23 protein-coding genes are annotated in these 23,372 nt (G+C 66.4%); 13 read left to right on the plus strand and 10 right to left on the minus strand.

Annotation, left to right across the window (positions count from 1 at the left end):
- Positions 1–120 precede the first annotated feature (120 nt).
- A complete protein-coding gene (locus ACO07I_RS03575) occupies positions 121–1,104 on the plus strand; it encodes a Bug family tripartite tricarboxylate transporter substrate binding protein (protein ID WP_422014381.1) in 984 nt (327 codons plus the stop codon).
- Between the two features lie 31 nt (positions 1,105–1,135).
- Here ACO07I_RS03575 and ACO07I_RS03580 read toward each other — a convergent pair whose 3' ends face one another.
- From ACO07I_RS03580 to ACO07I_RS03595, 4 genes are all read right to left on the minus strand, one after another.
- Positions 1,136–2,854, minus strand: a complete 1,719-nt coding sequence (locus tag ACO07I_RS03580) for an N-acyl-D-amino-acid deacylase family protein (protein WP_422014383.1) — start codon at positions 2,852–2,854, stop codon at positions 1,136–1,138.
- Between the two features lie 116 nt (positions 2,855–2,970).
- On the minus strand, positions 2,971–4,443 hold the full coding sequence (gatA, locus tag ACO07I_RS03585; RefSeq protein ID WP_422014385.1) for an Asp-tRNA(Asn)/Glu-tRNA(Gln) amidotransferase subunit GatA: 1,473 nt from the start codon (positions 4,441–4,443) through the stop codon (positions 2,971–2,973).
- A 3-nt stretch (positions 4,444–4,446) separates the two neighbouring features.
- The gene (gatC, locus tag ACO07I_RS03590) at positions 4,447–4,764 is read right to left on the minus strand and encodes an Asp-tRNA(Asn)/Glu-tRNA(Gln) amidotransferase subunit GatC (RefSeq protein ID WP_422014387.1); all 318 of its coding nucleotides are present in this window, start codon (positions 4,762–4,764) and stop codon (positions 4,447–4,449) included.
- Between the two features lie 90 nt (positions 4,765–4,854).
- Positions 4,855–7,338, minus strand: a complete 2,484-nt coding sequence (locus ACO07I_RS03595; RefSeq protein WP_422014389.1) for a cation:proton antiporter — start codon at positions 7,336–7,338, stop codon at positions 4,855–4,857.
- Positions 7,339–7,414: 76 nt separating this feature from the next.
- Here ACO07I_RS03595 and ACO07I_RS03600 point away from each other — a divergent pair, with 76 nt between their 5' ends.
- The 3 genes from ACO07I_RS03600 (at position 7,415) to ACO07I_RS03610 (ending at position 9,115) form a co-directional block, all read left to right on the plus strand.
- Complete coding sequence (locus ACO07I_RS03600; RefSeq protein WP_422014391.1) at positions 7,415–8,173, plus strand: alpha/beta hydrolase; 759 nt, start codon at positions 7,415–7,417, stop codon at positions 8,171–8,173.
- Positions 8,174–8,175: 2 nt separating this feature from the next.
- A complete protein-coding gene (gene ruvX, locus ACO07I_RS03605; protein ID WP_422014393.1) occupies positions 8,176–8,652 on the plus strand; it encodes a Holliday junction resolvase RuvX in 477 nt (158 codons plus the stop codon).
- Positions 8,653–8,800: 148 nt separating this feature from the next.
- On the plus strand, positions 8,801–9,115 hold the full coding sequence (locus ACO07I_RS03610; protein WP_422014395.1) for an H-NS family nucleoid-associated regulatory protein: 315 nt from the start codon (positions 8,801–8,803) through the stop codon (positions 9,113–9,115).
- Between the two features lie 421 nt (positions 9,116–9,536).
- Here ACO07I_RS03610 and ACO07I_RS03615 read toward each other — a convergent pair whose 3' ends face one another.
- Genes ACO07I_RS03615 through ACO07I_RS03630 form a run of 4 tightly spaced genes read right to left on the minus strand, consistent with a single transcriptional unit; the run spans position 9,537 to position 12,175 of the window.
- Positions 9,537–10,322: a cytochrome-c peroxidase gene (locus ACO07I_RS03615; protein WP_422014397.1), complete on the minus strand. Its 786-nt coding sequence runs from the start codon at positions 10,320–10,322 to the stop codon at positions 9,537–9,539.
- On the minus strand, positions 10,319–10,720 hold the full coding sequence (locus ACO07I_RS03620; protein WP_422014399.1) for a hypothetical protein: 402 nt from the start codon (positions 10,718–10,720) through the stop codon (positions 10,319–10,321). The genes ACO07I_RS03615 and ACO07I_RS03620 overlap by 4 nt, the downstream gene beginning before the upstream one ends.
- Positions 10,717–11,532: an amidohydrolase family protein gene (locus tag ACO07I_RS03625; protein WP_422014401.1), complete on the minus strand. Its 816-nt coding sequence runs from the start codon at positions 11,530–11,532 to the stop codon at positions 10,717–10,719. The genes ACO07I_RS03620 and ACO07I_RS03625 overlap by 4 nt, the downstream gene beginning before the upstream one ends.
- 10 nt (positions 11,533–11,542) lie before the next feature.
- Positions 11,543–12,175: a TIGR02466 family protein gene (locus ACO07I_RS03630; RefSeq protein ID WP_422014403.1), complete on the minus strand. Its 633-nt coding sequence runs from the start codon at positions 12,173–12,175 to the stop codon at positions 11,543–11,545.
- 45 nt (positions 12,176–12,220) lie between these two features.
- Here ACO07I_RS03630 and ACO07I_RS03635 point away from each other — a divergent pair, with 45 nt between their 5' ends.
- Positions 12,221–13,111, plus strand: a complete 891-nt coding sequence (locus ACO07I_RS03635; protein WP_422014405.1) for a phytanoyl-CoA dioxygenase family protein — start codon at positions 12,221–12,223, stop codon at positions 13,109–13,111.
- A gap of 12 nt (positions 13,112–13,123) precedes the next feature.
- The gene (locus tag ACO07I_RS03640) at positions 13,124–13,678 is read left to right on the plus strand and encodes a hypothetical protein (protein ID WP_422014407.1); all 555 of its coding nucleotides are present in this window, start codon (positions 13,124–13,126) and stop codon (positions 13,676–13,678) included.
- Positions 13,679–13,681: 3 nt separating this feature from the next.
- On the opposite strand, the gene ACO07I_RS03645 is transcribed toward ACO07I_RS03640, so the two are convergent.
- Positions 13,682–14,767, minus strand: coding sequence for a citrate synthase/methylcitrate synthase (locus ACO07I_RS03645; protein WP_422014409.1), 1,086 nt, complete (start codon positions 14,765–14,767; stop codon positions 13,682–13,684).
- 84 nt (positions 14,768–14,851) lie between these two features.
- Here ACO07I_RS03645 and ACO07I_RS03650 point away from each other — a divergent pair, with 84 nt between their 5' ends.
- The 5 genes from ACO07I_RS03650 to plsY all read left to right on the plus strand — a co-directional run bounded on the left by ACO07I_RS03650 (position 14,852) and on the right by plsY (position 19,926).
- On the plus strand, positions 14,852–16,057 hold the full coding sequence (locus tag ACO07I_RS03650; protein WP_422014411.1) for a citrate synthase family protein: 1,206 nt from the start codon (positions 14,852–14,854) through the stop codon (positions 16,055–16,057).
- A 74-nt stretch (positions 16,058–16,131) separates the two neighbouring features.
- Entirely contained in the window at positions 16,132–17,097 is a 966-nt protein-coding gene (locus ACO07I_RS03655) for an aspartate carbamoyltransferase catalytic subunit (protein ID WP_422014413.1), read from the plus strand.
- Positions 17,094–18,443 carry a dihydroorotase gene (gene pyrC / locus ACO07I_RS03660; RefSeq protein ID WP_422014415.1) on the plus strand — a complete coding sequence of 450 codons (1,350 nt, stop codon included), beginning with the start codon at positions 17,094–17,096 and terminating at the stop codon, positions 18,441–18,443. The genes ACO07I_RS03655 and pyrC overlap by 4 nt, the downstream gene beginning before the upstream one ends.
- Before the next feature lie 64 nt (positions 18,444–18,507).
- The gene (locus ACO07I_RS03665) at positions 18,508–19,308 is read left to right on the plus strand and encodes a hypothetical protein (RefSeq protein WP_422014417.1); all 801 of its coding nucleotides are present in this window, start codon (positions 18,508–18,510) and stop codon (positions 19,306–19,308) included.
- A 9-nt stretch (positions 19,309–19,317) separates the two neighbouring features.
- Positions 19,318–19,926, plus strand: a complete 609-nt coding sequence (plsY, locus tag ACO07I_RS03670; protein ID WP_422014419.1) for a glycerol-3-phosphate 1-O-acyltransferase PlsY — start codon at positions 19,318–19,320, stop codon at positions 19,924–19,926.
- Here plsY and ACO07I_RS03675 read toward each other — a convergent pair whose 3' ends face one another.
- Positions 19,927–20,940, minus strand: coding sequence for a putative 2-aminoethylphosphonate ABC transporter substrate-binding protein (locus tag ACO07I_RS03675; protein ID WP_422014421.1), 1,014 nt, complete (start codon positions 20,938–20,940; stop codon positions 19,927–19,929).
- 109 nt (positions 20,941–21,049) lie between these two features.
- Between ACO07I_RS03675 and ACO07I_RS03680 the strand changes: the two genes are divergently transcribed.
- Together ACO07I_RS03680 and dprA are read left to right on the plus strand one after the other, a co-directional pair.
- Complete coding sequence (locus ACO07I_RS03680; protein WP_422014423.1) at positions 21,050–22,225, plus strand: MFS transporter; 1,176 nt, start codon at positions 21,050–21,052, stop codon at positions 22,223–22,225.
- A 61-nt stretch (positions 22,226–22,286) separates the two neighbouring features.
- A complete protein-coding gene (dprA, locus tag ACO07I_RS03685; RefSeq protein WP_422014425.1) occupies positions 22,287–23,342 on the plus strand; it encodes a DNA-processing protein DprA in 1,056 nt (351 codons plus the stop codon).
- Positions 23,343–23,372: the final 30 nt, after the last annotated feature.

The following is a 23,372-nucleotide window of genomic DNA, read 5'->3' on the forward strand; positions in this document are numbered from 1 at the left end:
CCATATTTTCGGCACAAGATCGTTCTTCCCGAGGTCAAATGGCCTGAAGTAAAAGCGTGGGCAAGGAGCGGTCGCCGCCGGGGACCGCCCACAACAAGACGTATCCGCAGGGAGGATTTCATGACGACGTTCAATCGCCGTACGCTGCTCGTCGGCACTGCCGCCGCCGCGCTGGCCGCACCCGGCCTCGTTCGCGCCCAGGGCACGGCCGACTGGCCAAAGGGTGCCGTCAAGATCATCGTCCCCTTCCCGCCCGGCGGGTCGACCGATCCGGTCGCGCGCATCATCCAGGCCAAGATGATCGAGAACACGGGCTGGAACATCCTGATCGACAACAAGCCGGGCGGTACCGGTGCCGTCGGCTCGGCGATCGCGGCCAAGGCGCCGCCCGACGGCCAGACCTGGATGCTCACCTTCGACAGCCACATCCTCAATCCCGCTTTTGCTTCGGGCCTGCCGTACAAGGATTCCGAGCTCTTCAACGTCATGTTGATCGGCCGCACGCCGCAGGCGATCTGCGCCCATCCCGACCGGCCCTACAAGAGTTTCGCCGAGGTGATCGCCGACGCCAAGGCGCGACCGGGCAAGGTCAATGTCGGCGTGCTGGGCGCCAGCCAGGCGCTGGTGCTGATGACGCTCATCAAGAAGGAGAACGGCGTCGACCTCAACCTGATCCCGTACAAGGGCGGCGGACCGCTCAACCAGGACATCCTGGCCGGCGTTACCGACGTGGCCATCGGCAGCCTGACCTCCTTCAGTCCGCACATCCGCGCGAACAAGGTGCGGGCACTGGCCGTGACCGGCGAGAAGCGCACGCCGGCGCTGCCCGACACGCCCACCCTCATCGAGCAGGGCGTCAAGAGCTTCCCTTCCTATTCCTGGTGGGGCGTCTATGCGCCGACCGGCACCCCGCGCCCGATCGTCGACCGCATGAATGCCGAGATCAAGAAGGCGGTGCTGGCGCCCGATGTGACGCAGAAGTTCATCGAGCAGTTCAACATGGAAATCCTGACGACCTCGCCCGAGGAGTTCGCCGCCTACCAGAAGAGCGAACAGGACCGCTGGTTCAAGGTCATCAAGGACAACGACATCAAGGGCGACTGATCGCCCTCGATGCCGCTTGCGCGTGGGCCGGTCAGCCGGCCTGCGCGCCGCGCACCAGCCGACCCGGCAGCGCTCCGGTCGCCTCGCCGTCACGATACGTGACCTGCCCCGACACGATGGTCCCGCGGTATCCGGTCGCGCGCTGCAGCAGGCGCTTGCCGCCGGCCGGCAGGTCCCACTTCATCACCGGCGCTTCTACGCGCAATTTGTCGAAGTCGATGACGTTGAGGTCGGCCTTCTTGCCGACCGCCACGACGCCGCGGTCGTTGAGACCCACGGCCTTGGCGCTATCCAGCGTCTGACGCTTCACCAGCCAGCTCACGTCGAGCCGGCCGGAAGCGCGATCGCGTCCCCAATGGGACAGGAGATAGGTCGGGAACGAGCCGTCGGAGATCAGGCCGACATGCGCGCCACCGTCGCCGAGGCCGATCAGCGTGTGCGGGCTCTGCATCATCTCGCTGCAGCAGTCGAGATTGTAGGCCGCGTAGTTCGCGAACGGCGCGAAGATGAAGTTCCGGCCCTCGCCCTCGATCAGGTAGTCGTAGACCAGTTCGCGCGGATCGCGGCCCTCGCGCGCGGCGCGGGCGCCGAACGAGCTCTCCTGCGGCGGCTCGTAGTTGGGCGGATCGCCCAGGGGGAACATGCGGTCGAAGTCGGTGAGACGCGCCGCCATCTCCGAGCGCAGCGGCTCGTTGCTCTCCTTGAGGATGCGGGCGCGGAAGGCGGCATCGCGCATGATCGCCAGCCGCTCCTCGACCGACTTGTGCTGGATCTCCTTGTAGGCGGCGCACATCGAGAACGGGATGCGGCTCGCCTGCAGGCCCTGCAACACGCCGATCGGACGCGGCGCGACCTGCGCCTTGGCGCTGTGGCCCTTGGCGACCAGTCCTTCGACGAGGCCGAGCAGTCGACGCCAACCGTCAGGCCGTGAATGGCGCTGGGCGAGCGACACGGAGAACGGACGGCCTGACGCCGTGAGCAGCCGGTCGAGCATCTCGAACTCGCTCTCGGGATTGGGCGTGTTGAAATCGGAGATGAACTCGATGACACCGCGGCCGGCATCCTTCATGCCGAGCGCGATGCCGAGCAGCTCCTCCTCGGAGGCGCGCAGCGACGGCGTCGGATCGCCCTTCACCGTGCGGTGGTTGAGCGTGCGCGAGGTCGAGAAGCCGATGGCGCCGTCGCGCATCGCCTGCGCGGTCAGGGCGCGCATCTGCGCCACCTCCTCCGATGTCGCCTCCTCGAGGCGGGCGGCTCGCTCACCCATCACGAAGACGCGCAACGCGCCGTGCGGCAGCTGGGCGCCGAGATCCATGTCGCGCGGCTTGGCATCGAGCGCATCGAGATACTGCCCGAACGATTCCCACGACCAGTTGAGGCCTTCGTCGAGCGCGGCGCCGGGAATGTCCTCGACGCCTTCCATCAATTCGATGAGGCGCTGCCGGTCCTCGACCTTCACCGGCGCGAAGCCGACGCCGCAATTGCCCATCACGGCGGTGGTCACGCCGTGCCAGCTCGAGGGCTGCAGGTAGGAATCCCAGGTGGCCTGGCCGTCATAGTGGGTATGGATGTCGACGAAGCCGGGTGTCACCAGCATGCCCTTGCCGTCGATCTCTTCCCTGCCCTGCCCGCTCACCTTGCCGACGGCGGCGATCCTGCCGTCCTTCACCGCGACATCGGCTTCCCTGATGGCGGCTCCCGTGCCGTCCGCCAGGTTGCCGCCACGCACTACGAGATCGAAGTCCGCCATGTTCGTTTCCTCCGGAGTTGCCGGAAGCTTACGCGTTCAGGGCGGACCCGTCTCCACGGCTCACGCGACACGAATTGCAGAACGAGCGCATCGTTTCGCGATACGACGCGCCTCGCTCAGTACCCCGCGGCGCGGGCGTTGAAGCCCGCCGCCATCTCGAGCGCCGCCGCGGCACGCAGCAACGTTTCCTCGTCGAAGGAACGGCCAATCAGCTGCAGCCCGAGCGGCAGCCCGTCCTTGTCGAGGCTCACCGGCACCGAGATACCCGGCAGGCCCGCCATCGATGCGGGGATCGTGAACATGTCGTTGAGGTACATGGCCACCGGATCGTCCATCTGCTCGCCGGCCGCGAAAGCCGCCGTCGGCGCGGTCGGCGTCAGCAGCACGTCGCATTTCTCGAACGCCTGCTTGAAGTCGCGCGCGATCAGCGCCCGGATCTGTTGCGCCTTCTTGTAGTAGGCGTCGTAATAGCCGGCCGACAACACGTAGGTGCCGATCAGGATGCGACGGCGGGTTTCCTTGCCGAAGCCGGCGCCGCGCGTGTTCTCGTAGAGCTCCGTCAGGTCCTTGCCCGGCACGCGCAGGCCGAAGCGGACGCCGTCGTAACGCGCCAGGTTGGACGAGCATTCCGCCGGCGCCACGATGTAATAGGCCGGCAAGGCGTATTTGGTGTGCGGCAGCGACACCTCGACCGGCTCCGCACCGGCCGCCTTCAGCATCGCAATGCCCTTCGACCACAGGGCCACGATCTCCTCGGAGGTGCCGTCGACGCGGTACTCCTTTGGAATGCCGACCTTCATGCCCCGGATGTCCGGGTTGCGCGCGGCGGCGGCGAAATCCGGCACCGGCAGCGGCGCCGAGGTCGAATCCTTCGGGTCGTGACCCGACATGGCCTGCAGCAGCAGAGCCGTATCCTCGACGGTGCGGGCGAACGGGCCCGGCTGGTCGAGGGAACTCGCGAAGGCGACGACACCCCAGCGCGAGCAGCGGCCGTAGGTCGGCTTGAGGCCGACGATGCCGCAAAAGGCGGCCGGCTGGCGGATCGAACCGCCGGTATCCGTTCCCGTGCTGCCTGGCACCATGTAGGCAGCGACCGCGGCGGCAGAACCACCGGACGAGCCGCCGGGCACCAGCTTGCGGTTGTCACCCTTGCGCTTCCACGGATTCTCGACGCCGCCGAAATGGCTGGTCATGTTCGAGGAGCCCATGGCGAACTCGTCGAGGTTGGTCTTGCCGACCATCACCGCGCCCGACTTCCACAGGTTCGCCGTCACCGTGCTTTCATATTGCGGCACGAACCCTTCGAGGATCTTCGAGGCGGCCGTCGTCTGCACGCCCTCGGTGCAGAACAGGTCCTTGATCGCCAGCGGCACGCCTTCGAGCAGGCCCGCCTCGCCCTGGGCGCGGCGGGCGTCGGAGGCCTTGGCCATCTCGCGCGCCTTGTCCGGCGTCTCGGTGATGAAGGCGTTGAGCGCGCGGTGCTCGTCGAGCTTCGCGAGGTGTGCCTCAGCCACCTCGACGGCGCTCGCTTCCTTGCTGGCCAGCGCCGAGGTGAGCTGGGCGATCGTGAGATCGGTAAGAGCAGCCATAGTCTACTCCACCACCTTCGGGACGGTGAAGAAGCCACCGGCATTCTTGTCGGCGGGGTCGATATAGACCGCGCCGCCCGGCGCGTTTGCCAGCACCTTCTCCGCGATGCCGCCGTCGGTGACCTTGTCCGCGCGCATCGGGAGCGTGACGTCGGAGACCGACGACATCGGCTCGACATTGTTGGTATCGACTTCGTTCAACTGCTCGATCCAGGCAAAAATGCCCGAAAGCTCGCCGGCCAGCGGGGCGAGCTCCTCCTCAGGAACCTTCAGACGGGCCAGCCGCGCGATGCGGGCCACCGTCTCCTTGTCGAGCGACATAACAGCACTCCAAAACGCCCAGAAACAAAGCAGTATTCGCGGTTGGTAGCCGGTTTGCCTTTGTCGGGCAACCGACCCGTAGCGGGTCGGTCAGGCTCGGCGGGCCGCCACTTCCTCGATCGCCGCCCGCACCTCCGGCTTGCGTGAGAGAAGCTGGTCGAAGTCCTTCTTGTAGAGGACCAGCAGGTGGCAGTAGCCGTTTGCGACCACGTCCGCATTGCGCGGCTGGGAGCTCAGGAGCCCCATCTCGCCGAAGAAGTCGCCTTCCTTCAGCGTGATCTGCAGTCCCCGCACATGAACGGTCACCTCGCCCGCGGCGACGAAATACATCGCATCGGACGGCCCGCCGACCCGGATGATCTTCTCGCCCGGGAAGGCAACGAGGGCGCGCAGCCGCTTGCCGACCTGGACGATGGTCTCCCGGTCCAGCGCGGCAAACAGCGACACCCGGCCGATCATCGCCTGCAATTCGAGGCCGAGGTCCAGTGCCGGCCGCTGGCTCACAGCGCTGCGCCGCTCGGCAAGCTTGTCGCGGAGATCGTTGTAGACCTCGCGGCTGATGATGCCCTCATGCAGCCGGCGGACATATTCTTCAGCCTCGAAGCGAATCGCAGCGCGCTCGAGCTGGCGCTGCTGTACCGATTCAGAGTAGCCGGGATATTGCAGCGAGAGAGCCTTCAGGGCGCCTTCAACACCGACCTGGCGGCTGGAGATCAACTCCGCAAGGCGTTTTTCGGCATCATGCTCCAGCAGGTCGGCGATGGAGTTCGCGTTGAACACCGCGAGTTCGCCCAGCACGCTGAGCGACACCATCAGGATTTCGAACCGGTCGGCCAGGCGATCGGTCAGCATGCGCTCAAGGCCGAACCGACGATGCAGCCACAGGGCGACGCGAAAGCCGTAATTCGGCTTGGAAATCCCCTCCAGCCATTCCTCGTAGCCCTGCACGCCCTTATCACGCACCGTGTCGATCAGGCGGTCGGCGTTCGCCGCCAGGATCGCCACCATGCGGCGCGACAGGATCTGCTGCTGGAAGAGCTCGAGATAAAGTTCCTTCTCGCGCGTGCACAGGGTGACCAGGCCGATCTTGACCCGCTCGTCGAGATCGAGCGCCAGTTCGGGCGGTACGGGCTCCACCGCCGGGTCGCCCGCCGAGGTGGGATCCACGGCAAAGCCGTCGGTTCGCTCGTTGTGCTGGCGGATGATATCCTGCAGATGCCGGTCGACGTTGATGCGCGAGAGGGCGAGGACCCGGTCGCGCAGAGCCAGTTCGAGGCGGCTGAGCTTGTCCAGCCCGAACATGTGCATGACGAGCCCGAGGGTCGTCGCGTTCACGAACAGCGTGAAAAGCACGAACAGGACGGCCGAGATGGCGATGAAGTCCCGGGTCTCCTCGGGCAGCTGCTGGTGACCCGCCGCGACCATGGCGAGAACGATCGTGACCGCGCCGCGCAAGCCTCCCCAGACCAGGATCGTCTTGTAGCGGCGGTTGACCGGCTGCACGAGCTTGAGGGTCTCGAGGATCGGAAACATGCCGAACACCACCAGCGCGCGGGCCGAGAAGGCGCCCACGGCGACGGCGACGACGCCCCAGATGTAGAGCCAGTTGATCTTGAGCAGCACGTCGGCCGCGATCATCGAGGCCAACACGAAGATGAGGCAGTTGGCCCAGAATTCGAGCTGCGCCCAGACCTGACGCAACGCCGTCCATTGCCGGGGATGCAGGTGGGTCGGGCCGTATGCTGCCACGGTGAGCGCCGCCATCACCACCGAGACCACGCCGGAAACGTGGATGTATCGATCGGCCACGATGAACGAAAGATAGGTGAGGCTCAAGGTCACCGAAGCGATGGCGGCATCGGAGTCGCCCAGGCGCGGAAGGATCATCATGGCCACCCTGGCCATGGCGAAGCCCAGCATCAGGCCGCCGACGAACTCGCGCAGGAAGACGCCAACGGCCGACGTGGCATCGGCCGGCATGGCGGAATCGCCCGACGCGCGGGCCACCAGGATGCCCATGAACAGCCCGAAGGCCGCAATGGCCACCGCATCGTTCAGAAGAGACTCACCCTCGGCCAGGATCGACAGCCTCTTGGGGGCACCAACATCCCGGAAGATGCCGATGACGGCCGCCGGATCGGTCGTCGAGACGACAGCGCCGAGCAGCAGACAGACCACAAGGTCGACGCCGGTCGCAAAATGAACCACCCCTGCAACGCAGGCGATGCAGACGAGCACTGCAACCACGGCCAGCAGGAGCACGGCGTGGATTTCGTCCATCAGGCGCCGGACGTCGATCGTTAGGCCGGCGGTGAACAATAACGGGGGCAGGAAAAGCGGAAGGAACACTTCCGTGCCGACCTCCAGCTTGTCGAGGCCGACAAAGGCGTCGGTGAGGACTCCAAGGTTTATGCCACGGCTTATGACCCACGACCCGAGGAAGCCCATACCCATGCCGGCTATGGCAAGCAGGACGGTGTGCGGTAGTCGAAAGCGTTCCGCGAGCGGCACCAGCAGACTGACGACGGTGAGGACGATCGAGATCGCGAGAATGGCGTAAAGAGTATCTGTCACCTTGTCCGAACACCTTTCCATCGGGGCCGTGTCGACCCGCTCCGCTTCACGCCTTATAACCTCGGGAATGGCTCGCTTGGCAGTCCTGATTCACGGCATGTGGGGAACATCCGCTGTGTGGCACCATTGGCGGCCGTTCCTGGAGGCGCGCGGCTGGCACACGATTGCACACTCGCTGCGTCACCATGATGTCTCACCGGACGCGCCGCCGGAAGCTCTTGGCGAAACCAGCTTGCTCGATTACGTCGCCGATCTGGAGCGAATGATCCTCGCTTTGCCGGAAAAGCCCGTGGTCATCGGCCATTCGATGGGTGGATTGCTGTCGCTGCTCCTGTGCGCCAAGGGGCTCGCGCGGGCCGGTGTCCTGCTCACCCCCGCCCCACCCGCGGCCGTCCTTGCGATCAGACCGTCCAATCTGCTGGCCTTCGCCCGTATTCAGGCACGCTGGGCTTGGTGGCGAAGGCCACATCGGGCGACCCTCGGCGAGGCGCTTTCCTACACTTTCAATACAGCGGATCGTGCCATGGGCGTCCAGGAGCATTCGGCTTTCGTCCACGAATCGGGAAGGGCACTCTTGGAGATCGCCCTGCCCTGGTTCGACCGGAGAAAGGCGGCGAGCGTCGATCCCAGGTGCGTGACAGCCCCCCTGCTCTTCGTCACCGCCCGGCAGGACAGGCTGGCACCTCCCGACGTGGTGCAGCGAACCGCAAAGCGATTCGACCACGTTTCCGACTATGTCGAATTTGACGGCCAGGGACACTGGGTCCTGGGTCAACCAGGCTGGGAGAGCGTCGCGGCGCACGCCGAGACCTGGCTCACAGGCAAGGTGCTCTGAGAATGCCGGTGGTGGATTTACCCGAGCTCAAGACGTTGCTCGTACGCGACGGCCGATTGATGGCGCTCGATCTCGGCAGCAAGACCATCGGTATCGCCACCTCGGATGTGATGCGAATGCTGGCGACACCTCTCACGACTCTGAAGCGGACGAAGCTCGCGGCGGATCTCGCCACCCTCGCCGAACTCACACGCAAGCACGAGGTCAAGGCGCTGGTGGTCGGACTTCCGCTCAACATGGACGCCACAGAAGGTCCGCGCTGCCAGTCCGTGCGCCAGTTCGTGACGAACATCCAGAATCATGGAGCGCCATCACTTGCCGCCCTGCCGATCGTCTTTCAGGACGAGAGGCTCAGCACCGCCGCGGTAACGCGCGGGATGATCGACGACTATGACATGACGCGTTCCAAGCGCGCCGAACGCATTGATGCGGCGGCAGCAGCCTGGATTCTCGAAAGTTTGATCGCGCGATTGCGCTGACATCGATCACACCAAACGCGATGCCGACGGCATTGCAGCAAAAAAGTTTGCATGATCAACGCACGCTTCATATCTCAATCATATTGCACTATTCGCTCTTCGCGCGTACTCCATTCATGACTTACGCAACGAAAGAGAGCTGGTAAGCATGAAGATAAAGTCGATGGCCTTTGATGACTTGGTTGTGATGCGTTCGCAGATCGACGCCGAGATAGAGATGCGCATCTCAAAGCAGCGCATGAAGTTGATCGAGGCCATTTCCGAACTTCGTGGAACGGTCCCCAGCAAGAACGGCGTTGAGCGCGGTGGCAAGGCGCATCCGCTCAAAGGGAGAGAGCTGCCGCCGCTATATCGCAATCCGAAGAATGCCGCCGAGACCTGGGCCGGCCGCGGCAATCGTCCGAGATGGCTTACCGCCGCAATCAAGAGCGGAAAGAAGCTGGAAGCCTTTCTGATCAAGTAGATCGAAGCTTATACGCCACCCTCGGCGTCGCCCTCTTATGGGCAGAGCGGCGCCGGTGCCGGCCGCGGTGGCGCCTTGGCGTCGAGCGAGCGGAGAAAAGCCACGAGATCCGCGCTCTGCTGCGGCGTCAAGCCGAGTGGCCGCACCAGCGCGATGCCGTCGCTGTGAAGTCTATCGGGACTCACCTCCGAATAGTGCCTAACGACGTCTTCGAGCCTCGCGAGGCTGCCATTGTGCATGTAGGGGCCGGCCCGACCTATCTGGCGCAGGCCGGGTACGCGGAACTCTCCGAAATTCGAATGTTGCCGCTGGACATGTCGTACACGGTGCGTGCTGCTTGCGGCTGCATCGTCATTGTACTTGCCGAGCAAGTTGAACGGGCTGGCTGACAATCGCTGCAACCCGCCCAAGCGACCTGGATCTACTTCGCCCGGCCTGACGAAGAACGGGATTCCAATGTCACCGAACTCGCCGCTCGTGAAGCGCGGTCCGAGGTGGCAGAGATTGCAGTTGGATCGCCGATGAACAGTCTTAGGCCGCGTTGCGCCGCCAACGGATAGAGTGACGCGCTTTCGCGGTCGCCCGCGACCATAGCGTCCCGAAAATCGTCGAACGGCGTGCGCGGACTCACCAGTGTCGCCTGAAAAGCCGCCAGTGCCTTGGCGGTGTCTACCAGCAACCGCTCGTCATCGGTGCCGGGCTTGTTCCCGAACGCCCTTTCATATCCGCACGCGAAAGCGGAATCGGTTCGCAGCAAATCGCCGGCGCGCGTCGGGCCGCCATTCATCTCTCGGGGATCGAGCAGCGGACGGATGCTCTGGGCCCACAGAGAGTCGCCCGCCCCGTCCCAGCCGAACCAGTGAAGATAGCCAATGTTCCACAGCGACGGCGTGCGGCGATCGAGTTCGACTGCGCCACGCGCTTTGGCCAGTCCGTCGCTCCATTCGCGACCGGCCTGATGGCACGTGGCGCAGCTCATGCGTCCATCTCCCGACAGTCGCGGCTCGTTGAACAGATGCTCGCCCAACGCAATGCCGGCCGCTGTGCCGGACACTCGATTCGATGGATCCTGGACAGGTGGCGGTGGCCAGGGACCGTGCAGCCCGACGGCCCTGATCTCCTCCGGCGACCAGTCGAGCAGCTGCTGCGCGCGGACGCCGACGGTCCCTGCCGCCAGCAACGAAACCAGCAGCAGCAGGCGGATCACTTGAGAACGATGTCGTGCGTCAGGCGCTCGCTCTCGCCGCCCGCGCGCACGTCGAAGCTGATCTCCCAGCGACCGGGCATATGGAACAGGAGCCCCTCGGCCCTGAAGCGGCCGTCTCCCTTCGCCACGATGGTGGCCCGGTAGTTCATGCCATGCCTATGCTCGGGCATGTTGGCATCGACGGCCAGCAGCTCGGCTGCCCCGCCCCGCCTGGTACACACATTGACGACCAGGGCGAAAGGCTCGCTCACTTCGATGCGCAGCGGATCGGGCCGGAACGCCAGCAGGTAGTCGCCGGAAAAGACGACCCATCCGGTGCCGCGTCCCAGGTCGAGCGGACAGTCGGCCCAGGCCGGCGTCGCCAGAACAACCCCGAGCAACGCCGCGGCGGGCTTCACGGCGCACCGCCGAAAAGCCGGTCGCCGTTCTCGTACGCGATCTTGCGGGCGACGTCCGGGGGAAGGTCCGACAGCCATTGCCGCGACCAGCGGGCATTCTCGACCACGTAATGCCAGCGCTCTGGCGTGAAGGTATCGCTGCCCAGCACGAAGCGGTCGGGAAACTCGATGAAGAGTTCGCGCCAGCCCGGCGCCACCTTGCCGTTCGAGACATGCGACGTGAGAAAGGCAAGATCGCACCATAGGGTCGGATACCGGCGCAGCATCTCGCGCACTTTCTCCGGCCGCTCGAAGCCCGAATGCGCCCACAGGACCCTGGCGTTCGGATCCTGCTGAAAATGGCGCGTCACGGCGTCGGCATCGGAATGCGAATGCAGGAAGAGCCCGTACTGCTTGGCCAACTCCACAACGCGGCGCACGTTGGGCAGGTCGGCATCGGCGCCATAGATGTGGAACTCGCCGATCGCCCTGTACTTGCGCTTCGACAGCAGGTCCTCGAGATACGGGATCAGCGTCGGATCCTTCGCCCAGGTCGAGATCTCGCCCCGCGAACGATAGGGCCGCAACTCGGGCACGATCATGCCCGGCGCCACGTCCTGCAGCATTTTGGTGCCCTCGTTGTTCGAACTCGACACCATGGCGCGCTTGATGCCCGCCTTCTTCAGGATCTCGATCACTTCCGCGGGCGGGACAACCGACCAGGCATCGTGACTGTAGTGCATGTGGGCATCGAAGATCGGCAGCTCGTCGGCCGCCCGGGCGGTGGAGATGACGGCGGCGGCGAACAGAAGCAGCAGGGCAAAGAGGCGCATCGTGGTTCCCTCAGCGGCCGGACTTTGGCAGGCAGGCGTAGTTGAAGCTGATCGAGATGCGTTCGCCGGAGAAGTTCGCCGGCGGCACCTCGTGACGCAGCCAGCTTTCGAACAGTACCAGATCGCCATCGTGTGCCGCCACGCTGACGAAGGCGCGATAGGCTTCGGGGGCATCGGCGCGGCGCGGCGGCGCCGCCATCTGGTAGCCGAGCCGCGGGTCCTCGAACTTGATGGCCCCGGACCCTTTCGGCACCGACACGTAGTAGGTGCCGCTGACGAAGGAGGTCGGATGGATGTGCATGGAATGGACCGTGCCGGCCGGCATGAGGTTGGCCCAGCAATCGGTCATCTCGAGTGTCCGCCCGGAAAGATCGTAGTGCAGGTCGCGCGCGAAGCTCTTCACGTGCGGATCGATGCGGCGGCGCAGCCGGTCGAACAGCGAGGAGACGAGGTGCAGGCGATCGAGTGAACCGTAGGACGTATAGCCGCCGAGATAGTGCTTGGCCGACCAGCGCTGTCCTGCTGCGTCCGACGCCGCCAGCGACTGGCATTCGTCGGCGAGATCCTGGTTGAAGCGCCGCCAGCGCCGGTCGACGAGCGACTCGCGATAGACAAGGGTCGGGAAAAGGGCACGGCTCGTCATGGCGCGATTATCGATGATGCGGGCTTCACGTGCTATGATTTCCGCATGCTGACCGATCATCAAATCGAGACCTACCGCCGCGACGGTTACCTCGTGATCCCGCGCCTCATCGAGGGCGCCCAGCTAGCCGAACTGAGGCGGCTGACCGACCAGCTGGTTTCGGAGGCGCGCGGCGTGTCCGCCAACGACGATCTCTACGACCTCGAACCCAGCCACAGCGCGACCATGCCCCGCGTGCGCCGGTTGAAGCCCGCGATGTTCAAGCGCCACGCCTTCTTTCACGACCTGGCGCGCGATCCCAAGATCACCGCTCTCCTGTCACAACTCGTCGGGCCAGCCATCCGCCTGCACGGCGGCAAGCTCAACATGAAGTCGGCGGGCTACGGCTCGCCGGTCGAATGGCACCAGGACTGGGCCTTCTATCCGCACAGCAACGACGACGTGCTGGCGACCGGCATCTATCTCGACGATTGCGACGAAGCCAACGGCCCGCTCATGGTCGTGCCGGGCACGCACCACGGTCCGGTCCACGATCACCACGCCAATGGTCGCTTCTGCGGGGCGTTCGATCCTCAGACAGCGGGCGTCGATGTCACGAAGGCGGTCGCGCTCACGGGCCCGGCCGGGTCGATGACCATCCATCATGCGCGGCTGGTCCATGGCTCGGCGCTCAACCGTTCGAACCGCGAGCGCCGCCTCCTGCTGCACGAATATGCCGCTGCCGATGCCTGGCCTCTGATGGGTGTCGCCGACTTCGACGAGTTCAACGGCCGCATGGTGCTGGGCGAGCCGACGATCGAGCCGCGCGTGCGACCGGCACCGGTTCGAATGCCGCTTCCACCGGCCGATCACCAGGGCTCGATCTATGAGAACCAGCGAGGTTCGGGCCGGCGCTTCTTCGCCACCTACGAGGAGCAGGCCGCCCTTGCCGACTAAGGGGCCCCGCTGATGATCACGCGGCGACGCGCGATGCTCGCCTCGGGGTTGCTCCTCGCCCCCACGCATGCGCACGCCCAACAGGTTCAATGGGCCGACTGGCTCGGCACCTATTCCGGCACCGCCCGCTTCTACCGAGCGCTCCCGCTCGAGGATATCGTCCCGCCGCCCCCGTCGCCCCGGGAGGATCTCGGCGGCGGTACGCCCTTCGCGGTTCAGTTCGCGGTACGCAGTGTCGATGACAGGCCGGCCGTCTGGCTGCGGATCGATGGCGGGCCGATGCAAACGGATGAGGTGGGCGAAACGATGTTCTTCGGCCAGGTCACGGGCGGTGTGGCCTTGCTGCGTTCAGCCGATGCGCGTGCGATGCCGCGTTCGGCCAGCCTGACGGTGCGACCCCACCAGATCGGCACCGAGGCCCTGTTCAGCCATGCCGACGGCAGCTTCTGGCGACGCTACTTCACCGCCAGCTTCACGCCGGCCGGCGCCGACGTCATTCTCTGGGTGTTCGACGCCACGGGAACACGCGCCCGTACCTGGCGCGGCGCCACCGTGCGTCGCGCTTGAGGCTCAGTCCGGGCGCGGCCCGACATAGGTCGACTGCGGCCGGATCAGGCGCCCGCCCTTCTCCTGCTCGAAGATGTGCGCGCACCAGCCCGCCGCGCGACCGACGGCGAACAAGGCGGTGAACGCGCTGCGCGGCATGTCGAGCGCTTCCAGCAGCAGTGCCGTGTAGTATTCGACGTTGGTGTCGAGCCGCTGCTTGGGCTTGTACTTGCGCAACGAGGCAATCGCGCTGCGCTCGACCTCGACCGCAAAGGCCAGCCGTCCCGCCGTCTGCGGCAGCATCGCCACAGCGTTCTTCAGCACGTCGGCCCGGGGATCGCGCTTCTTGTAGACGCGATGGCCGAAGCCCATCAGGCGCGTGCCCTTGCCGAAGGCATCGTCCAGCCATGCCTCGGCACGCTCGGGCGATCCGATCTCGTCGAACATGTCGAGCACCGGGCCGGGTGCACCGCCATGCAGCGGGCCTTTCAGCGCGCAGAGTGCCGCCAGCACCGAGGAGATCAGCCCGGCCCGTGTCGAAGCGACGACCCTTGCGGTGAAGGTCGAAGCGTTGAAGCCATGATCCGTGACTGTCGCGAGATAGGTATCGAGGCCTTTTTCGAAGGCTTCCTCGGCACGGTTGCCGCGAATCATCCGCAGAAGATCCTGCGCCGTGGTGAGGGTCGGATCAGGTGCCAGCGCGGGCTTGGAATCAGCGGCCCTCAGCAGCGCGGCCAGGAAGACCGGCAGGGCGCCGCAAACCAGATAATGGTGCGGCATAGGATCGGAATCGGGGAGCATGCCGAGTCCGACCCGCAGCCCCTCCACCGGGTTCAGGCCCGCGGTTGCCGTGAGGAGCTTCGGCACGTCTGCAAAGGCGCGCATGCGCGCCGCCGCCAGCCCGGCCCGGACGGCCGCCTCGTCGCCGCCGCCCTCCGCAAAGCCTTCCCAGAGGAGCGCGGCTACACCCTCGAAGCCGCGGCTCCTGACGAGGTCTTCGATCGCCTGCCCCCGCACGATCAGCCGACCGGCCTCGCCGTCCACCTCGCTCATCACCGTGTCGGCCACGATCACGCCGTCGAGTCCGCTGTCCACTCGTGTCTGCAGCATCGCAAATCCCCTAGTTGAGTCGCGGCCAACATTCAATCCGGTCCATGTATTGTCAATATTGACTCAATTAATCCATAATAAGAAATGGCAACGGAATGGCTCACCTCGAAAGAAGCGGCGCGGCGCCTGGGCGTCTCTGCCGCAACGCTTTACGCTTATGTGAGTCGTGGCCTGCTGCGCTCGGAGGGCACCAACGGGCAGCGTGAGCGGCGGTATCGTGCCGACGACGTCGCCCAGCTCAAGCGCCGCCGCGACGTCGGGCGGAAGGCCGAGTCGATTGCCGCCAACGCGCTCGACTTCGGCACGCCGGTTCTGGAATCCTCGCTCACGCTGATCGAGAACGGCCACCTCTTCTATCGCGGCCAGGACGCGGCGCGGCTGGCGCGCAACAGCTCGCTGGAACAGGTCGCGCAACTCCTGTGGGATTGCGACGACCGGCCCTTCGCCGCGCGCAACCTGCCGCCGATGTCCGCCGCGCTGCGCAGCGCCTGGCAGGCTGCCTCCGCCCTGCCGCCCGTCGATGCCTGCCTCGTGCTGCTCCCCGCGGCGTCACGCTGGGATCATCCGAGCTGGGTCGAGGATCGCACCGCCATGCTCGAGACCGGCGCTCGGATCCTGCGGCTGCTGGCGGCCGCCGTGACCGGCCAGCCGCTCTCCGACCGGCCGATCCACGAGCAGGTGGCCGCGGCCTGGAACGTCCCGCCAGAGCGCGCGCCGCTGATCCGGGCCGCGCTCGTCCTGTCGGCCGATCACGAGTTCAACGCGTCGGCCTTCGCCGCACGCGTCGTCGCCTCGACCGGCGCCAATCTCTATGCCTCGACGATGGCCGGGCTGGTGGCGATCAACGGCCCGCGTCACGGTGGCCTGACGCGCCGCGTGGCGGCTCTCCTCGCCGATCTTGCAGAAGTGCCCGACATCGGCGCCGAGATCGCACGCCGGGTGAGAGAGCGAGTTTACATGCCGGGTTTCGGTCACCCGCTCTATCCGGATGGTGACATCCGGGCCGTCGCCCTTTTTACGATGATGCGCGAGCTCGTCCCCGGCTCCGCAGAGCTGGCCTTCGCCGAGCGCGCGGCAAGCGCCGTCGAGCAGCAGATCGACCGAAAGCCGAACGTCGATTTCGCGACCGTGGCCCTGGCGCGCGTCCTCGACCTGCCGAAGGAGTCCGCGCTGGCTCTGTTCCTTCTCGGACGCACCGTCGGATGGATCGCGCATGCCATCGAGCAAGCCGCACACGGTGCGCTGATAAGGCCTCGCGCGCGCTATACGGGGCCGCGCCCGCCGACCTGATTCGAGGCTCGTCGGTTATCCACCAAAACGCTTCCTTGCGAGCGCCGTGCGTGCGTGCTTAACGTCGCGCTTTAGTGACAAACAATCGCGCGGGCGTGCCGAGGTTGCCCCACCTTCTCGGCATCGAGGGTCTTTCGCCTGAAACGATTTCGGGCTTGCTCGACCTATCTGAAACCTACATCGACCAGAACAGGTCCGTGGACAAACGGCGCGACAGGCTCGCCGGCCGCACGATCATGAACCTGTTCTTCGAGAACTCGACGCGCACGCGGACGAGCTTCGAGGTCGCCGCCAAGCGGCTGGGTGCCGATGTCATCAACATGGATGTCGCCACCTCCTCCGTGCGCAAGGGCGAGACCCTGCTCGACACGGCGATGACCCTCAATGCGATGCGACCCGATGCCATCGTCGTGCGCCACCACGAGTCCGGGGCCGTCAATCTGCTGTCGCAGAAGGTCAACTGCGCCGTCATCAACGCCGGTGACGGCCAGCATGAGCATCCCACGCAGGCTCTGCTCGACGCGCTGACCATCCGACGACGACGCGGCAGCCTCGAAGGCCTTCTCGTGGCGATCTGCGGCGACATCATGCACAGCCGCGTGGCGCGCTCGAACATCCACCTTCTGCAGATCATGGGCGCCCGCGTGCGCGTGGTCGGACCGCCGACCCTGATGCCGACCGACGTCGAGAAAATGGGCGTCGAGGTTCACTACAGCATGAAGAGCGGCCTGAAGGACGTCGACATCGTCATGATGCTGCGGCTGCAGACCGAGCGGATGCAGGGCTCGTTCGTCCCCTCGATCAGCGAATACTTCCATTTCTTCGGGCTCGATCGCGCCAAGCTGCAATATGCCAAACCCGATGCGCTGATCATGCACCCTGGCCCGATGAACCGCGGCGTCGAGATCGATTCGGAAGTCGCCGACGATCTCGACCGCAGCGTCATCCACGAGCAGGTCGAGATGGGCGTGACCGTTCGCATGGCCTGTCTCGATGCCCTGATCGGCGGACAGCGCAACCAGTTCGGAGCCGTGGCGTGAGCGGAAAGATCGACAAGGGCGCGCCGCCGCATGCCGGCTCGACCGCCTATATCAACGCCCGCATCGTCGACCCGACCGGCAATGCCGAGTATCTCGGCGCCGTCCTGATCAGCGACGGCAAGATCGCGGATTTCGGCCCCAACCTCTTCGCCTCCGGTGCACCCTACGGCATCCAGTCGGTCGACTGCCGCGGCTACTATCTCGCACCCGGCCTCGTCGACACGCGCGTGCACACGGGCGAGCCCGGCGAGGAGCACAAGGAGACGCTGGAAAGCGCCGGCACCGCCGCGGCGGTCGGCGGCATCACCTCGATGGTGCTGCTGCCCGACACCGAGCCGCCGTTCGACGACGCCTCGCTGATCGAGTTCGTGGCGCGCCGGGCCCGTCAGGTGAAGCTCGCCAACATGTACGCCTACGGCGCGCTGACCGTGGGCCTCGAAGGCAAGGAACTCGCGGAGATCGGCCTGCTGGCCGAGGCCGGCGCCGTGGCCTTCACGGATGCGGACCATGCCGTGGCGAATGCCCAGGTCATGCGCCGCGCCCTCTACTACGCCAAGACCTTCGATGCGCTGATCGTCCATCTGCCGCAGGAACCGGCGCTGTCCGGCGGCACCATGACCAGCGGCGCGACGGCGACGCGGCTCGGCCTGTCCGGTTGCCCGCCGCTGGCCGAAGTGATGATGGTCGAACGCGACATCAGGCTGGCGGAGATGACCGGCGGCCGCATGCATCTCACCAAGATCTCGACCGCGGAATCGCTCGAGGTGATCGCCGCCGCCAAGGCGCGCGGCCTCAGGATCACCTGCGATACGGCGGCGCCCTACTTTGCGCTGAACGATCTTGCCGTCGGCGACTATCGCACCTTCGGCAAGCTGGTGCCGCCGCTGCGCGCCGAGAAGGATCGGCTGGCCGTCGTCGAAGGACTGAAGGACGGCACGATCGACGCGATCGTCTCCGACCATCGGCCGCAGGACCAGGACAGCAAGCGCGTGCCCTTCGCCCAGGCGGAGCCGGGCGGCATCGGGCTCGAGACGCTGCTGCCGATCTCGCTCGAACTCGTGCACGGCGGGCATCTCACCCTGCCGCGGCTGTTCCAGCTCCTCTCGTCCAAACCGGCGTCGCTGTTCGGCCTGCCGGCCGGCAGGCTGGCCAAGGGTGCCCCGGCGGATCTGGTCCTGTTCGATGCCGACTATGCCTGGAAGATCGATCGCGACGATCTCTGGAGCAAAACCAAGAACTCGCCGTTCGACGAACGCCCGGTGCAGGGCCGCGTCCTGGCCACGATCGTCGGCGGCCGGACGATCTATCGCGACGACAGTTTCACGACGGCGGCCGCTTTCGCCTGACGGCCGCCTTCAATCGGCCATTTGGTCTGATATGGTCGTATCGTCTTTCAACGGGGAACCGATGATGCTCCGGCACTCACTTCTACTCGGCGTCGCCTCCGTCGCGCTCGCCGGCACCGCCCAGGCCCAGCAGCGTGGCGGGTCGCGCGACGACCTGCTGGATGCGTTGACGCGCCATATCCAGATCTGCAGCGAGATCACCGAAACCCAGGCGCGGCTGTCCTGCTACGACCGCCTGCAGACCCAGGTCGGCGGCGTGCAGGCTCCGGCCGCGGCACCCGCGGCGTCGGCTTCCGCTCCGACGCCGACGCCCCTGCAGCCGACACCAACTCCCCTGTCGCCAATGCCGAGCACCGGTTCCTCGATCAGCGCCGCGCCTCTGACGCCGCAGCCGCTGGGCGTGCCTGGGGGCGGCACTGCAACCTTGGGGAGCCCGCAGCCGCTCGGCGCGCCCGCATCCTCCGGACCGGCGCCCTACGATCCCAATGCGGCGTTCGATCCCAGCCAGTCCACCTATCGGCCGCCGGAGGCCATGGGTCCGAAGCCGCAGCCGCAGGCCCGCCGCAGCGGCCCGCGTCCGGTTCCGAACTTCGCGACGCCGCAGCCGCTGGTCACCATCGGCGCCAACAACCTGACCTACGGGCCGTCGCGCTACTGGCAGGTCACGATCGTGCTGAAATCCAACATCCAGCGTGCGGTCGAGACCCAGGCGGTCTGCACCTTCATGAACGGAAGTCGCGCGCTGGAGGATGCCTATTACGGCCCGGTGTTGATCCAGCCCGGCGAGCAGATATCGACAGAGCTGATCGGGCCGCCGACCACCGCCTACGTCGATTCGACGAACTGCAGGCTGCTCAGCCCGTAGGTCTCGGCAATGATCTCGACCCTGATCCTGATGGCCGGCCCGTTCCTGATGGGCTACCTGATGGGCTCCATCCCCTTCGGGCTGCTGCTGACGCGCGCCGCGGGGTTGGGCGACATCCGCAACGTCGGCTCCGGCAATATCGGCGCCACCAACGTGCTGCGTACCGGCCGGAAGGGACTGGCCGCCGCGACCCTGCTCTTCGATGCGCTGAAGGGGGTGGTGGCCGTTGTGATCGCCGACCAGGTGGGTCAGCTTCCCGCCGTCGCCGCTGCCGCGGGCGCCGTACTGGGCCACATGTTCCCGGTATGGCTGGGCTTCAAGGGCGGCAAGGGCGTCGCCACGACGCTCGGCGTCATGTGGGGCCTGTCGTGGCCGGTCGGCGCGATTGCCTGCGCCGCCTGGCTGCTGCTCGCCGCCGCCTTCCGCTACTCCTCGCTGGCCGCGCTGCTCAGCGTCGTGGTCGCCGCGATCGCCGCCTGGTTCCTCACCGATCCGCGCGCCGCAATGCTGCTCACGCTTCTTGTGCCGCTCGTCTGGGTGCGCCACCACGAGAACATCGCGCGCCTGCTGAACGGCACGGAGTCCAAGATCGGCCAGGGCAAGAAGCAGGCCGCCTGATCACTTGCGGGCGGCCTTGCCCTCGTAGCGCTTCGCCCACTCGCTGAGGATACGCGCCCGGTTCTCCGACGCCCAGGCGAAGTCGTTGGTGATCATCGATTCGGCGACGCCGGCTGGATAGTCCGGGATGGTGCTGGCGATGCCGGCGATTGCGACCTGGCTGACGAACGAGGCATAGAGCTCGTTGGCTCGCCGGCTGGCCGCGAAGTCCATGAGGCGGCGCGCCGCCTCCGGCTTCTTGGTGCCGCGCAGGATGGCGGCCGCGTCCATGTCCCAGCCGCCGCCTTCCTTCATCATGAGTCCCTCGATCGGCGCCCCCTTCTGGCGGGCGCTGGCCGCCGCGAGCTCGTAGGAGATGCCGACAGGGAACTCGCCTGACGCTGCCTGGCGGCAGGGCCTCGTGCCGGAATGTTCGTAGACCGCGATGTTGTCATGAAGCTTGTTCATGAACGCCCAGGCCTTTTCCTCACCGAACATCTGGATCCAGGCGGAGACATGGAAATAGCCCGTCCCCGACGAAGCCGGATGCGGCATGGTGAGCTTGCCCTTGAAGCGTGGGTCCAGCAGGTCGAACCACGATTGCGGCTTGGGCAGCGAGAGTTTCGTCGCTTCGATGGTGTTGAAGCAGACGGCGGCCACCCAGGCTTCCATGCCAACCCAGGCGGGCGGGTTCGCGGGATCGCGAAAGGCGGGCTTGATCGCCGCGAGGTTCTTGGGCGCATAGGGTTCGAGCAGGCCGCGCTGGTCCAGCAGCAGCATCGACGTGACCGCCAGGCCCCAGATCGCGTCGCCACGCTGCTGCCCCTGCTCGGCCAGGATCTTCGCGGTGATCACCCCGGTCGAATCGCGATTCCACAGGATCTCGATATCGGGATTCTCGGCCTCGAACGTCTTCTTGAAGTCGTTGAGGTTCTCGATCTCGAGGGTCGAATAGACCTCGAGGCGCGTGCGGTCCTGTGCCGTCGCGGCCGAAGCCGCCAGCACGCCCAGGATCGCCGCCCACCATCTCGTCATCGCCCGTCTCCCTCGCATCGACCGCCGCGAGCAGGCTCCCGGCGTCACATGGCTCATATATCCATCCGCCCGGTGCAGGTCGCCGCCATTCCTGTCATAGCAGCGGCGCATGAGCCTTTCCCCGCCCCGCAGCCTGCCCTGGGCCCTGATCGGCGCCGCCTGCCTGGGATCGTTCGCGGCAACGTCGAGCGGGACGACGCGGGCACCCTTCCTTCTGGAAATGTCGCACGACCTCGATGTCGCCATGCCGCTCGTGGCCAATCTGGTTTCCCTGACCGCGACGGCCTGGGGCCTCACCTCGGCATTGGGCGGCTGGATGTCGGACGTGATCGGCCGCCGGCCCATCCTGATCGCCGCGCCTTTCGCGCTCGCGCTCACCCTGGTCGCGCAGGCGGCTGCCGGATCGTTTCTCTGGGTCGCGGTGTGGGCCGCCGTCGGCGGCGGCTGTGCCGGCGCTTTTACCGGCGTCGTCTTTGCCGAGGTCTCCGCACGCGTGCCCGACAGCCAGCGCGGTCGGGCGCTGGGCTGGGTGATGAGCGGTCAGTCGCTGACCCTCGTCGTCGGCGTCCCCATGGCGGCCGCCGTCGGATCGGTCTTCGGCTGGCGCGGCTGGCTTCTCTGCGTCGCCGGCCTCGCGGTCGCCGCCGTGTTGAGCCTGTTCCTCACCCTGGGGCGCGGCAACGCCGGCCACACGCGGGGCGCGGGGCAACGTCCCTCCATGCGCTCGGCCCTGTCGCCACGGGTCCTGGGCCTCCTCGGGACCGGGGTCGCCGAACGCATCTGCTACGGGCTCGCGGTCGTGTACTTCGCGACCTTCATGCAGATCACCTATCACATGAGCCTGATCGAGCTCGCCCTTCCCCTGGCGGTGTTCGCCCTGGGCAACATCGCCGGCACGGTGCTGGGTGGCCAGCTCGCCGACCGGCTGCGCGACCGGCTGCTCACCTTCGCCGTCGCCATGGCGCTGTCGGGCATCGCGGCGCTGCTGCTCTTCACCTGGCATCCCGGCCCGTCCGTCTCGGTGGCGGTGGGCTTCGTCTATGTCCTGCTTAACGCGCTGGGCCGGCCCTCTTTCATGGCCTCCCTCGCCTCGGTGCCGGAGGACGTTCGCGGCACCGTGCTCGGCCTCAACGGTACCTCGGCCAGCGTCGGCTGGATCGGCGCCGCCGCCCTGGGCGCCGTCATGATCGGCTGGGGCGGCTTCGAAGGCTTCGGCCCGCTCATTGCCCTGCTGGCGCTGCTGGGCGCGGTGGGTGCCCTGCTCAGCTGCCGCAGCCGGTCCTGACTGTCTGATTTCTACTATTGGTTGTTTTACAGTCGGCATACACGCGCATAGGATCGGCCGCATGTTCGACGGTTCGGACCCTATCGACCTTCTCCCGGCCGAACGCCGCGCCCGGCTGAGGCTGGCGCGCAGCGCACGGGTGGGCCCCGTCACCTTCCACGAGGCGCTGGCGCACTTCGGTTCCGCTCGTGCGGCCTGCGCCAGCTTGGCCACCGTCCCCGACTCGCTGATCGAACGGGAGGAGCGCGCCCTGGCCGACCTGGGAGGCCGCTTCCTGGTGATCGGCGACCCCCAGTATCCGGCGGCGCTGGCCGCTCTAGCCGATGCCCCGCCCGTCCTGTCGATGCTCGGCGATCCCGCCCTGCTCGGCCGCCCGACCCTGGCCATCGTCGGCGCCCGCGAAGCGTCGTTGGCCGGCCGCCAGTTCGCGGCGGATCTGGCCTCGGCTCTGGGCGAGTCGGGCTTCGTCATCACCTCCGGCCTCGCCCGCGGCATCGATGCGGCCGCTCACGAGGCGGCCCTAGACACCGGGACGGTGGCCGTGCTGGCCTGCGGCGTCGACAAGGTTTATCCGCCACAGAACGGGGCCTTGCAGGAAGCGATTGCGGCGCGCGGCCTGATCCTGAGCGAGGTGACGCTCGGCGCCCCGCCTGTCGCGCGCGCCTTTCCCCGCCGCAACCGGATCGTGAGCGGGCTCTCGGCCGGAATTGTCGTGATCGAAGCAGCGGCGCGGTCCGGCTCTCTGATCACCGCCCAGCGCGCCGCCGAGCAGGGCCGAGAGGTGTTTGTGGTGCCGGGATCGCCGATGGATCCCCGCTATGCCGGATCGAACAGCCTTATAAAGGATGGGGCCATTCTCGTCCGCGACGCCAACGATATTCTGAGCGTCCTGGGTCGCCCGGCGACTGACCGGCAACCCTTTGAAAAAGCGACCAGAATCTCGGATGACACAGATACTGCACGAGTGGTGCAGGCGCTGGGTGCCGTACCCACTGCGGTTGACGAACTGGTACGCCGATGCCAAGTGTCCGCCGCCTTCGTAGCGGAGGTTCTCATGGCTCTCGAGCTGGAGGGCCGCCTGGAAAGGCACCGGGGAAACCGCGTATCTCTGATATAAATCAGGGGTTTAGCTCCGGTCTTTGTTGTC

The sequence above is a fragment of the Reyranella sp. genome, assembly GCF_965227665.1.
GTDB lineage: Bacteria > Pseudomonadota > Alphaproteobacteria > Reyranellales > Reyranellaceae > Reyranella.

Bases quoted from the DNA above. Each gene is read 5' to 3' on its own strand.
- ACO07I_RS03630 (WP_422014403.1), bottom strand. From the start codon at position 12,175: ATGACGAGCCGTGCCCTTTTCCCGACCCTTGTCTATCGCGAGTCGCTC.
- ACO07I_RS03640 (WP_422014407.1), top strand. From the start codon at position 13,124: ATGATCACGCGGCGACGCGCGATGCTCGCCTCGGGGTTGCTCCTCGCC.
- ACO07I_RS03665 (WP_422014417.1), top strand. From the start codon at position 18,508: ATGCTCCGGCACTCACTTCTACTCGGCGTCGCCTCCGTCGCGCTCGCC.
- ACO07I_RS03610 (WP_422014395.1), top strand. From the start codon at position 8,801: ATGAAGATAAAGTCGATGGCCTTTGATGACTTGGTTGTGATGCGTTCG.
- gatA (WP_422014385.1), bottom strand. From the start codon at position 4,443: ATGGCTGCTCTTACCGATCTCACGATCGCCCAGCTCACCTCGGCGCTG.
- ACO07I_RS03635 (WP_422014405.1), top strand. From the start codon at position 12,221: ATGCTGACCGATCATCAAATCGAGACCTACCGCCGCGACGGTTACCTC.
- ACO07I_RS03675 (WP_422014421.1), bottom strand. From the start codon at position 20,940: ATGACGAGATGGTGGGCGGCGATCCTGGGCGTGCTGGCGGCTTCGGCC.
- gatC (WP_422014387.1), bottom strand. From the start codon at position 4,764: ATGTCGCTCGACAAGGAGACGGTGGCCCGCATCGCGCGGCTGGCCCGT.
- ACO07I_RS03580 (WP_422014383.1), bottom strand. From the start codon at position 2,854: ATGGCGGACTTCGATCTCGTAGTGCGTGGCGGCAACCTGGCGGACGGC.
- ACO07I_RS03625 (WP_422014401.1), bottom strand. From the start codon at position 11,532: ATGCGCCTCTTTGCCCTGCTGCTTCTGTTCGCCGCCGCCGTCATCTCC.
- ACO07I_RS03575 (WP_422014381.1), top strand. From the start codon at position 121: ATGACGACGTTCAATCGCCGTACGCTGCTCGTCGGCACTGCCGCCGCC.
- ACO07I_RS03650 (WP_422014411.1), top strand. From the start codon at position 14,852: ATGGCAACGGAATGGCTCACCTCGAAAGAAGCGGCGCGGCGCCTGGGC.
- dprA (WP_422014425.1), top strand. From the start codon at position 22,287: ATGTTCGACGGTTCGGACCCTATCGACCTTCTCCCGGCCGAACGCCGC.
- ruvX (WP_422014393.1), top strand. From the start codon at position 8,176: ATGCCGGTGGTGGATTTACCCGAGCTCAAGACGTTGCTCGTACGCGAC.
- ACO07I_RS03680 (WP_422014423.1), top strand. From the start codon at position 21,050: ATGAGCCTTTCCCCGCCCCGCAGCCTGCCCTGGGCCCTGATCGGCGCC.
- plsY (WP_422014419.1), top strand. From the start codon at position 19,318: ATGATCTCGACCCTGATCCTGATGGCCGGCCCGTTCCTGATGGGCTAC.
- ACO07I_RS03645 (WP_422014409.1), bottom strand. From the start codon at position 14,767: ATGCTGCAGACACGAGTGGACAGCGGACTCGACGGCGTGATCGTGGCC.